The following is an 11137-nucleotide window of genomic DNA, read 5'->3' on the forward strand; positions in this document are numbered from 1 at the left end:
TCAGACGTCAAGATCTTCGACGGAACGGGCATGCTCCTGAATGAAGCGGAAGCGGAGTTCCGGCTTGCGCCCCATGAGGCTTTCCACGCGTTCGCTTGTCAGCGCGCGATCTTCAGGAAGAGCAACAACCCGCAGAAGCGTCCGGCGTGCAGGGTCCATCGTCGTCTGCTTGAGGTCCTTCACAGGCATCTCGCCCAGACCCTTGAATCGGGACACCTCAACCTTCGCATTGGACTTGAAGTCCGCCTTGATGCGCTTGTCACGGTCCTGATCGTTCATCGCATAGACCGTCTTTGCCCCATGCGTCAGGCGATACAGCGGCGGCTGAGCCAGATGCAGATGACCATGACGGATCAGTTCCGGCATTTCGCGATAGAAGAACGTCATCAGAAGGGAGGCGATATGCGCCCCGTCGACGTCTGCGTCTGTCATAATGATGACGCGGCCGTAGCGAAGGCGGCTGATGTCGAAAGACGACCCCAGACCGCAGCCAAGAGCTTCTGTTAGGTCACGGAGTTCCTGATTTCCGCGGAGCTTGTCGGCGGTGGCGGAGGCGACGTTCAGAATCTTGCCACGCAGTGGCAGAACCGCCTGCGTTTCCCGGTCACGTGCCTGGCGCGCAGAGCCACCGGCCGATTCGCCCTCGACCAGAAACAGTTCGGTCTCGGAGGCGTTCTCGCGGGTGCAGTCTGTCAGCTTGCCGGGAAGGCGCAGTTTGCGGGTCGCGCTTTTTCGCGCTGTTTCCTTGACTTCACGGCGGCGCAAACGCTCTTCAGCGCGCTCCACCATGAACGCCAGAAGATTATCGGCCTGCTGCGGGTTCCCGCCGAGCCAATGATCGATTCGGTCACGCAGGGCGCCTTCTACAAGACGCGAGGCTTCCTGATTGGTCAGTTTGTCCTTGGTCTGGCCCTGAAACTGCGGGTCACGAATAAAAACAGAAAGCTTGGCGGCAACGGCGCCAAGAACATCTTCAGCCGTAATCGCTGCTGCTCGTTTGACCTTGCGCTGGTCCCCCCAGGAACGGAAACCCTTGACCAGAGCAGCCCGGAAGCCCGCTTCATGCGTGCCGCCCTGCGGCGTGGGAATCGTGTTGCAGTAGGAGGTGAGTGTGGATGTGCCAGCTTCCAGAAACGCGACAGCCCACTCTACCTTGCCACCTGTCCGGCCGTCGGCTGCCAGAGGAAGCTCGGCTTCTCCAGCCCAAAGTGGCGTCAACAGATCAGGGTTGGCACCGAGTTCTGCCGTCAAGGCATCTTCGAGGCCGTTCGGAAACTGGATCGTGGCTTCGACTGGTGTTTCGTCGCCAGCCTTGATCAGCTCCGGATCACATTTCCACTGAATGATGACGCCACGGAACAGAGCGGCCTTGGAGCAGCAGAGCCGGTACAGGCGGGATGCGGAGAAATGAAGATTCCCGAAGATTTCCGGATCAGGCGAAAATCGAACCGTGGTGCCTCGGCGATTGGGAGCCTTGCCGACTTCGGCCAAAGGACCAAGCGGCACACCACGGGAGAAATCCTGCCGATAAAGTACCCGGTCCCGGGCGACTTCCACTTCAAGCTTGTCGGAGAGCGCGTTGACAACCGAACTGCCGACGCCATGCAGGCCGCCAGACGTATCATACGCCTTGCCAGAGAATTTTCCGCCCGCATGAAGCGTCGTGAAGATCACTTCCATCGCGGATTTATCCGGGAATTTGGGATGAGGGTCCGTTGGAATGCCGCGACCGTTATCGCGCACCATGAGGGTCCGCGGGCCTTCCAGTCGCATTTCGATGCTACTGGCATGGCCGGCTACGGCTTCATCCATGGCGTTATCGAGAATTTCGGAGGCAAGGTGATGATAGGCGTTATCATCCGTGCCACCGATATACATTCCAGGGCGACGACGAACAGGCTCCAGTCCTTCAAGGACCTCGATATCCTGTGCGCCATAATCCGTGTTGACGGCGCCTTTGCGGCCGCCAGTCGCCTTGGTATTTCCTGCTTTGCCTGACTCGAACAGATCGCTCATGTCTGCGTTGTCGCCGTCCCAGTCCGGAACGTCAAGAGAACGCTTCCGGATGGAACAGAACGACGGACTTTTGGCAGCAAATCAGGCGCGGTGCGTGCGACGCGTCGTGGTGCTTTTGGTTGTGCCATGGCGCGGGCGACGGTCAACCGTGGCAGGTGCTGCACAGCTCTCATAGGACGCAGGCTGGGCGACATCTTTGGCTTCGGCGTAGTGAGCCAGATCAGATCCTGTTTCCAGGGCATCGATCTCATCGAACATGGCTGTGCGCTGTTCACAGAAGACCGTGCCGGACTTCAGACCGCCAAGGGACTGCACATCAGCCAGCTGCGTGATGTAATCATCGTGAGCCGCCTGAGCGCGGCGGCCGTATGTGGTGCGGAAATAGCCATCAAGGCGCTTTTCCGCGTCCAGAAGGGACGGGCGGAACTTGGCAACGAACGCGTTGTAGCGATCCTGCGACTTGCAGGAGAGAGCCGTTACCATCAGTTCGGACTTCAGGCCCGCGACGTCAAAAGCTTCATGAGCCGGGGAGTTGCCGCACTCAGCTGCGAAAGCTGGCGTAGCATGAGCGGCAAACAGTGTTGTGCACGCCAGGCCAGCACCAGCCAGACGGACGAAGGAACGACGGAAAAACGAAGGCATCGACAAACTCCACAAGGCCGGGACTGATGGCCGGTAAACAGACAGACAGCATAATCCGGGCTTGCGGCCCGCGGAAAGATGAATCCGCATGTGAGAAACGTGCGGCAAGCTCTTTACCTGCAACATAATTTCGTGGCGGAAAATGGGCGTTCGCGTTCTCAATTGTAATTTATCGCGCCGACCGCAGAAAAAGCCCTGAAAGTGCGCTTAAGGGAGACGGACAGGCTTTCACCCCGCCGCGTCCTGTTCTACATGCGAACGTCTATCTTGTCGCGGGAAGCGCGGCATTAAGTCTGTCACGAGCGTTGGAGTTGACCGTGCGCCTGCGAGGTTCCGTCATTACCCTGGGATCGGCCTTTGCCTTTTCCCTGCTTCTTTCCGGCTGCGCACAGCAGGCGATCGTTCAACGCTCTGTGACGCCGAACCCCTTCGGCTACCAGAAGGTTTCTGCAGTCTGCCACGTCTCGCCGGTCACAACCGCCGCTGATGGCACGATGAACGTGGACATGACCGTTCGCAGTGACGATGGCCTCTGCGCGATCTCCGTGCAGAAATCCTTCGGCAGCAGCTATTCCTCCTTCGGTGTGAATCCTGCGCCGTCACACGGCAAGGCTTTCCTCTACAACTACGATGGCCACACCTACGTGAACTATACCCCTGCAACGGCCTATGCTGGCGCAGACACGTTCACGGCGGAGCTGATCCCAGGTGGTGGCAAGAAGCGCGAACACCTCGTTGTACACATCACTGTGGACGCGACCGGCGTTGTTGTTGCCAAGCCTGCTGTTACGGCACCGACGCCGAAGGCTGCTACAACCACCACGAAAAAGAAGACAGCTACGCGTCAGACGACACGTCGCAAGCACTGAAGCTCTTTAGCTTCGTGACGAAAAAGGCGGGGTTTATCCCCGCTTTTTTTGTATCGTTTTTACCAGATCAGACATGAAAAAAAGCCGGCACCCAGTTCAGGGCGCCGGCTTTCAAGGCCGTTTAAAACGTAAGGCTAAACCTTACTTGAAATCGATTTCAACGCGGCGGTTCTGAGGCTCACGAGCATTCGGGCCTGTCGGGACGAGGGGGTGAGCCTCGCCAAAGCCCTGTGTTGAAATGAGGCCAGCTGCCACACCGTCACGGATCAGCTCAGCCTTCACACTTTCGGCGCGACGGTTGGAGAGGCCAAGATTGTAAGCCTGACCGCGTGCCCCTGGCTGGGCAGCGGACGTGTCCGTATATCCGCTGACTTCAATATGCGTGACCTGGGTCGAAGTGGAGTTCTTGGCAGCTTCAGCCACCACAGACTTCGCACGTTCGCTTAGAGCAGCCGAATCCCAGTCAAAGAAAACCAGATACGTGCGTGTCGGGGCTGGTGCGGGCGCAGCAATCACTGCTGGAGCCGGTGGTGCAGGCGGCGGAGCCGGGTTGAACTCGTAACGCAGGCCTAGGAGCAGCGAGTGATTGAAGTTCGTGCGGGTATCGCGGTTGCCCGTGGAAGAGCCATAAGCCTGCTTCTGATCCCAGCCGCCGTAAACGCCTGTCGCCGTAGCGTGATGACCGTTAGGCCCAAGCAGGGAGTAGAAACGGTATTCTGTCGTGGCAGAGAGACCAACCACCCAGGGAACAGGGAAGGACAGACCGAAGATGCCCTGATAGGCGAAGTTTCCTGCCGTACCCGTGACGTGCTGGTCGAATGCACCGCTAGGCGCATGAACATAGGTGTTCATGGACTGCCAGCCGTAGCCTACGCCTGCGCCGAAATACGGATAAACCCAGGACTGGCCGATATCCATGTCGAACAGGGCATTTGCCATCACGCCGTAGCTCTCCTGGCGACCACCAACAGACGACGGGAATAGGCTGCTCTTGAACTGCTGGAGACGATTGTTGCGGTAATTTCCCTCAACCTCGACCCGGAACCCGTTTCCGAGGCCCCAGCCAACGCTGCCGAGTCCCGTGACGCCTGCCTGATAATGGTCACGGCCGCTCGGGAAGACAGGAGAAAGACGGACTGTCTGATCCTGGTTGAAGCTCGCGCCGCCAGACCCGGAAACGTACAGTCCCCTGACCGGCTGCGCCTCTGCGGCCCCCATGACCAGCATCGAAACGCCTGCAGTGAGCCCGGCCCGGGCAAGCCAGGTCCTGAAAACGGATCGCTGCATCATGTCATTTCTCTCCAACCAACCCAATTTGAAAGTCTTCTTGCCGAAACTACAGGCGATGGCAACGCGCCGAACCCTTTAATGGGTGATGCGAAAGTTTCACAATGGGCATGTTCGTCGCCCAGTGTGTCCTCCCTCCCACAGTTCAGTGCATCACGTCCAGATCTGCGCGACGCGAACCGAGTGTTCGTTCCAGCGGCGTGGCCACATTCCGAACTTCCAGTTCAATGACCCAGAGGTCCGGATCATAACGACGCTGGCGTTCCAGATAGTCTTCCAGTCCTGCAGCGCCTTCAACGTCTGCCCGAATCCAGTCCGAACCATTTTCACGAAGAAGGGCAACATTGTCGTCGCGGTCCCTGAGAACGATCAGAACGGCTCCAGCATCCTCATCACCCTTTTTCAGAACCATGGCGGACGTGCCGTCGGAAGAAATCCGTCGCATCACGGCGCGCACCCAGAGACCTGTTTTTAAACGTGCACCCATGAAAGTTCCGTCCATATCCTGAAAAGTTAGTGCAGAGGTGCGGTATTTTCGTCAGGGACAGCTTCAAGCGCTGCCTTGTAGGCCGAAGCAGAAGACAGCATGAATCTTGCCGTGTCCATGTCTGCGTCTGTCCCGATCGCTGCCGGGCAATGACGTCGGATGTCCAGAATTCGGGCGACAGGAACAGGGTAGCGCGCTGCCCGAGCCATCTGAACGGCGCCTGCCTGCGGGGCGTTTCCGTTTTTCAGAGCGTCAAGCTGCGCATGCAGGTCATCGCTCCCCCGGGAGGTGCAAACCTGAGGCATGACGCCCAGACCTTGAATGGGCCAGCCCAGCGGGGCCTGATTGCGGCTCCATGTCACGAACAGTTCGCCGCCATTGGGCATCTGGCCAATCACCTGCACAAGACCCTTGCCCAAGGTCTCGCTGCCAATGACGACGGCGCGGCGATGATCGGCCAAGGCTGCGGCAAGAATTTCTGCTGCACTTGCTGTGCGACCATCCACGAGAATGACAATTGGCGCTCCACTTGTCATGTCGCCGCCTTGAACGGCCCAGATGTGGTTGGCTTGAGGATCGCGGCCATGCGTCGTGACTGCTACGCCATGATCGAGGAACAAGGCGGCAGCCGTAACAGCCTGTTGAAGAACGCCGCCACGGTCCCCGCGCAGATCAATAATGATCCCGGCAGGGCGCTTTGCTTTGCCTGCTGCCTGCGTGGCACCAGAGCCATCAGGTGTGTCATCTTCCACCACCTGATCGAGATACTGGCTGATTTCCTCAGCCGTCTGGGTCGAAAAGGAAGTGATCCTCAGAAGCGTGTAGGCATCCATCGTAGATGCAAAAACAGTCTCGGGCGGGACCTGCGCTCTCATCAGCTTCAAGGTCGCCGGACGTTTGCCCTTGGAAGCCAGGGCCAGAGATACGGCTGTGCGCTCATCTCCGTCCAGCCAGCTCTGGACGGTATCAGGAGACTGTCCGTGCGTAGATTTTCCATTTACCGAGACCAGACGCTGTCCCATATCCACCCCAGCCTCCCAGGCCGGTCCATTGGCATTAACAGCCGTCACAACAATCGAATGACCTTTTTGTCCCAGTGTCAGGCCTACAGTGCCGCTCTGGCCGGTACGGCGTGTTCGGTCCGCAACCGCCGGGGTCGGTCCCAGATACCGTGAATACGGGTCCATGTGGTTGAACAGTTCATCAAAGAACCCTTGAAGCAGGGCATCATCACCCGCATCCCGGATCGTGGATGAGTGGGACCAGGCAGCGTCCATGGCGGCAGTTACAAGATCGGCCCATCCGGTTCGGCTGGTATCAGCGGGGAGGGGATGCTTGAAGAAAGCCTTCTGCCCCCGCGTGATTGTCACGGTTTCAGGAATATGCTGACCGTCACGATCCTCAGCAGGGTTCGTTGTCACGATAATCGTGGGATCAATCGCCGTTAGCCCATCCAGTCCCCAGATACAGAATTCCCTCGCGGAATGGGCATCAAGGGTTCGTGGCGCCAGAAACCCAAGGGCGGCGACAAGAACGTCCCTGGTCATGCCACCAGCAAAGGCCGGAGCGGCTTCAGGTGCTGTAGGTGTGCTGCTTGATGGCGTGGCCTGCGTCTGGGCAAGAGCAGGCTGGATACCCCCTCCCAGCGCCAGTGTGAGAAGGCTGAGGATAAGAACCGGGCGGCACGCCGTCTCGCGAATATGCGACAGAAACAGGATCATGGGACGTGCGGCATGGCGCAAAGAGGGGTCCTTGAGGAGAGGCGGAAAGAAGGAAGTGGTTACCCCATCCATCTTTGGACCACGCCACAAACTTCGGCCCCGGTAAAGACACACCAATGACATTGTTGGAAGGAGTGCAACCAGGTCACACCCCCTCCAGAGTAACGCTTCAGGCTTCCGAGGAAGAGTCTGCTGCCGTTTTCCGCTTTTTCGTTGCGGATCCGGCTGTTTTCCGCGCCGTCGAAGTTTTTGTTGTGGCGCGGGTCGTCTTTTTCTTTGGAGCTTCTTCGCCAGAAGTTGCATCCACATCCGAAGTTTTTTTGCTTTTTGCCGTTTTGGCTGGGGCCTTCTTCGCAGGGGTCTTCTTGGCTGCACCCTTCAGAGGTTTGCCCTTCTCAGCCAGGAGCGCCACCGCAGCATCGAGCGTGATGTCGTTCATGTCCTGATCTTTGGGCAGATTGGCAATCAACTGGCCATGCTGCGCATACGGACCAAAACGACCCTTGCGGATCATGACCGGCTCACCGTCCTTGGGATGTGCTCCCAGGTTACGGATGGAGGCAAGCTTCTTCGCCAGGCTGTCGACTGCCCGGTTCAGCCCAACCGTCAGGACGTCATCGTCCTTGTCCAGCGTGCCGTAGATCGCACCCATCTTCACATAGGGCCCAAACCGTCCAAGGCCGGCTTCGATCTTTTCCCCAGTTTCCGGATGCATCCCAACCAGGCGGGGTAGGGACAGAAGTCCCAGAGCCTGTTCCATGGTCATGGTATTGCCGTCCAGACCCTTGGGGATGGTTGTACGCTTGGGCTTGGCCTTCTTGTCTTCCGGGTTGGGTTCCCCCTGCTGGACGTATAGTCCATAGGGCCCACGACGAATGGTGATATCCTCACTGGTGTCCGGATGCTGGCCCAGAACCTTGATGCCGTCCTTGAGGCCCTCATCCGCACCGTCATCAGCGACCAGACGTCGCGTAAATTGGCAGGTCGGATAGTTGGAGCAGCCGATGAAGGCGCCAAACTTGCCAAGACGCAGCCCCAGACGGCCTGTTCCGCAGGATGTGCAGACCCGAGGATCAGTACCGTCGTCCTTGGGCGGGAAAAAGTGGTCGCCCAGATCTTCATCCAGAGCGTCAATGACGTCCGAGATTTTCAGATCTTTTGTCTGATCCACGGCTGCCGAGAAGTCATGCCAGAAGGCTGCCATGACATCGTGCCAGTCAGCCCGGCCACCGGAAATGTCATCCAACTGTTCTTCGAGAGACGCCGTGAAGCCGGTATCGACATAACGTTCGAAAAAGGACGTCAGGAACGCTGTGACCAGTCGTCCGCGGTCCTCCGGCAGGAAGCGCTTGGCTTCCAGTCGAACGTAGTTACGGTCCCGCAGAACGCCCAGAACAGAGGCATAGGTGGAAGGACGACCGATGCCGATCTCTTCCATTTTCTTGACCAGAGACGCTTCGGAATAGCGCGGCGGCGGCTGGGTGAAGTGCTGCTCAGCGTCAACAGCCGTCGTCGCGACGCGGTCCCCTTCCTTCATGGCAGGAAGCAGTTTGCCGTCGTCGTCTTCCGCCTTCGAATCGTCTTTGCCTTCGATGTAAAGCTTCAGGAAGCCGTCGAACGCAATCGTCGAACCTGTCGCCCGAAGCAGTGTTTGCCCGCTGGCATCAGCCAAGGTGACTGCAACCTGATCCAGTTCGGCAGACTGCATCTGTGACGCAACCGCGCGCTTCCAGACCAGTTCATATAGCCGCCGCTGTTCAGGAGACAGCGCATGAGCGACCTGTTGAGGTGTGCGGAACACATCCGTGGGGCGCACGGCTTCATGCGCTTCCTGCGCGTTCTTGGCTTTTGTCGAATAGGCACGCGGATAATCCGGCACGTACTCGTCCCCAAACGCCTTGCCGATATGCCCGCGAATCGCACCGATTGCTTCTTTGGCCATCGTGACGCCATCGGTTCGCATGTAGGTGATCAGACCGATCGTCTCACCACCAAGATCCACGCCCTCATAAAGCTGCTGGGCCGTGCGCATCGTTGTCTGCGCGCTCATGCCAAGCTTGCGGGAGGCTTCCTGCTGAAGCGTAGAGGTCGTGAATGGCGGTGGTGGGTTGCGCTTCGTCCGTTTGCGCTCGACAGAGCGAACGGTGAACTGACCGGCCTGTACGATGTCACGAGCTTCAAAGGCCAGCTGCTCGTTATTGAGATCGAACTGGTCGAGTTTGTCACCACGCAGATGGGTGAGGCGCGCCTGAAAAGCTGCTTTCGCCGGAGTATTGAACCCACCAGTAACGGTCCAGTATTCCTTCGGCTTGAAAACCTCGATCTCGGCTTCACGCTCACAAATGAGGCGGAGCGCTACGGACTGCACGCGGCCGGCACTCTTGCTGCCCGGCAGCTTACGCCAAAGCACGGGCGACAGCGTAAAGCCCACCAGATAGTCCAGCGCACGACGGGCCAGATAAGCGTCAATCAGGGGCTGATCCAGCTCACGTGGGCCAGCCATCGCGGCAGTGACAGCAGATTTCGTAATTTCGTTGAAGGTGACGCGATGAACGTCGATTCCCTTCAGGAGCTTCTTTTCTTCAAGGACACTGCGCACATGCCACGAGATTGCTTCACCTTCGCGATCCGGGTCAGTGGCCAGATAGAGGTTCTTTGCTCCCTTGAGAGCCTTGGCAATGGCCGCAATCTGTTTGGCGCCCCGGTCGTCCGTCTGCCAGCTCATGGCAAAGTTCTCGTCCGGGCGTACGCTCCCGTCCTTGGGCGGCAGATCCCGCACATGGCCGAAGGAAGCAAGAACGGTAAACCCGCTTCCCAGATACTTGTTGATCGTCTTGGCCTTTGATGGGCTCTCGACTACCACAACGTCTGTCATTGCCACTCCGGTCTTCCGCGTCACTTCCTGTTCGGCTGTAACGCCACGCGCCCGCCGGGCACGAACTCCACGACACCCCCAAGCTCAAGCTCGGTCAGTGTCGACAGTACTGCCGAAACGGAGAACTGGCAGCGGCGCATCACCTCGTCAACTGTTACCGGTGTCATGGAGAGAAGCGGAAGCACCTCAGACAGTACAAGATCGGGGTCTTCCCAGTGATTCTCCGTACTCACATTCCATGCTGTGTAAGGTTCTGAAAAGCCTTGCAAAATACCAGGTTGGTGCGGCTGCTTTACCCATGGAGGTGAAAGGGGAACCGGGAGCTCAAAAGGGAGGCAAGAAAGAATATCCTGCACATTTTCCGTGAGCGTCGCTCCTCGCCTTAAAAGCTCATTGCCGCCGCGAGACCGGGGATCGAGTGGCGAGCCGGGAACGGCATAGACTTCTCTGTCGTATGAGATCGCCAGACTGGCCGTAATCAGCGTTCCGGAATGCAGTGCGGCTTCCACAACAACGCATCCCAGAGAGATCCCGGCAATCAGCCGATTGCGGCGAGGAAAGTGTCGCGCCTGGGGAACGGTACCCAATGGCGCCTCTGTCACTAGGCACCCGCGTTCGGCAATACTGGCCTGCAACTTTGCATTTTCTGGTGGGTACACATGATCCAGTCCTCCAGCGACAGCCGCCGCCGTCAGGCCGGGATAAAGGGCTGCCTCATGAGCAGCCGAATCGATCCCACGAGCCAGACCTGAAACAACACAGATTTTCGAGTCTGCCAGCTCGGCAGAGAGGCTTTCGGCCATGCGAATGCCCGCAGCTGAAGCATTGCGTGCTCCCACAATGCCGACAGAGCGCAGAGAGAGTTTAGCTGGATCTCCCTGAACAAAGAGCACAGGTGGAGCGTCTTTGATGAAGGACAGCATCAGGGGATAATTGGCGTCTCCCCGGATCAAAACGTTTCCACCCATTTTCCGGAGGGTTTCAACTTCATCGGCCATCTGGTTAGCCGATGGAATAACCGGAAGATCCAGACGGCCAGCCTGACGCATCCGTTCCGGAAGTGCGGAAAGAGCCGCAGTCGGGCTGCCATATTGGCAGAGCAGCCTTGAAAAATTGATCGGACCCACGCCCGGCGTGCGAGCAAGACGCATCGCGTCGAGTCGCTCTTGATCAGACAACCGGAACGGTGGAGCAGAAAACGTCGTCATGTTTTCGCTCCTATCCGAATTTCATTAACGGT

Annotated in this window: 8 protein-coding genes; 1 reads left to right on the forward strand and 7 read right to left on the reverse strand. The window is 58.3% G+C overall.

The window, feature by feature from the left end:
• Both parE and KP707_RS13265 read right to left on the reverse strand, forming a co-directional pair.
• Positions 1-2016, reverse strand: coding sequence for a DNA topoisomerase IV subunit B (parE, locus tag KP707_RS13260; protein WP_211503402.1), 2016 nt, complete (start codon positions 2014-2016; stop codon positions 1-3).
• A gap of 81 nt (positions 2017-2097) precedes the next feature.
• A complete protein-coding gene (locus KP707_RS13265; protein ID WP_249203008.1) occupies positions 2098-2658 on the reverse strand; it encodes a hypothetical protein in 561 nt (186 codons plus the stop codon).
• Between the two features lie 317 nt (positions 2659-2975).
• On the opposite strand from KP707_RS13265, the gene KP707_RS13270 reads away from it, so the two are divergent.
• A complete protein-coding gene (locus tag KP707_RS13270; protein WP_046900929.1) occupies positions 2976-3527 on the forward strand; it encodes a hypothetical protein in 552 nt (183 codons plus the stop codon).
• Positions 3528-3668: 141 nt separating this feature from the next.
• Here the strand turns inward: KP707_RS13270 and KP707_RS13275 are convergent, their stop codons facing one another.
• The 5 genes from KP707_RS13275 to dprA form a co-directional block, all read right to left on the reverse strand.
• Positions 3669-4817, reverse strand: coding sequence for an OmpA family protein (locus KP707_RS13275; RefSeq protein WP_211503403.1), 1149 nt, complete (start codon positions 4815-4817; stop codon positions 3669-3671).
• 142 nt (positions 4818-4959) lie between these two features.
• A complete protein-coding gene (locus KP707_RS13280; RefSeq protein WP_046900928.1) occupies positions 4960-5301 on the reverse strand; it encodes a DUF1491 family protein in 342 nt (113 codons plus the stop codon).
• Between the two features lie 26 nt (positions 5302-5327).
• Complete coding sequence (locus KP707_RS13285; protein WP_408871102.1) at positions 5328-7022, reverse strand: S41 family peptidase; 1695 nt, start codon at positions 7020-7022, stop codon at positions 5328-5330.
• Positions 7023-7191: 169 nt separating this feature from the next.
• On the reverse strand, positions 7192-9897 hold the full coding sequence (topA, locus tag KP707_RS13290) for a type I DNA topoisomerase (RefSeq protein ID WP_211503405.1): 2706 nt from the start codon (positions 9895-9897) through the stop codon (positions 7192-7194).
• A 20-nt stretch (positions 9898-9917) separates the two neighbouring features.
• Complete coding sequence (gene dprA / locus KP707_RS13295) at positions 9918-11105, reverse strand: DNA-processing protein DprA (protein WP_211503406.1); 1188 nt, start codon at positions 11103-11105, stop codon at positions 9918-9920.
• Positions 11106-11137: the final 32 nt, after the last annotated feature.

The organism is Gluconobacter sp. P5E10 (genome assembly GCF_018812145.1).
Taxonomy (GTDB): domain Bacteria; phylum Pseudomonadota; class Alphaproteobacteria; order Acetobacterales; family Acetobacteraceae; genus Gluconobacter; species Gluconobacter cerinus.

Bases quoted from the DNA above. Each gene is read 5' to 3' on its own strand.
- parE (WP_211503402.1), bottom strand. From the start codon at position 2,016: ATGAGCGATCTGTTCGAGTCAGGCAAAGCAGGAAATACCAAGGCGACT.
- KP707_RS13265 (WP_249203008.1), bottom strand. From the start codon at position 2,658: ATGCCTTCGTTTTTCCGTCGTTCCTTCGTCCGTCTGGCTGGTGCTGGC.
- KP707_RS13275 (WP_211503403.1), bottom strand. From the start codon at position 4,817: ATGATGCAGCGATCCGTTTTCAGGACCTGGCTTGCCCGGGCCGGGCTC.
- KP707_RS13280 (WP_046900928.1), bottom strand. From the start codon at position 5,301: ATGGGTGCACGTTTAAAAACAGGTCTCTGGGTGCGCGCCGTGATGCGA.
- KP707_RS13285 (WP_408871102.1), bottom strand. From the start codon at position 7,022: ATGATCCTGTTTCTGTCGCATATTCGCGAGACGGCGTGCCGCCCGGTT.
- topA (WP_211503405.1), bottom strand. From the start codon at position 9,897: ATGACAGACGTTGTGGTAGTCGAGAGCCCATCAAAGGCCAAGACGATC.
- dprA (WP_211503406.1), bottom strand. From the start codon at position 11,105: ATGACGACGTTTTCTGCTCCACCGTTCCGGTTGTCTGATCAAGAGCGA.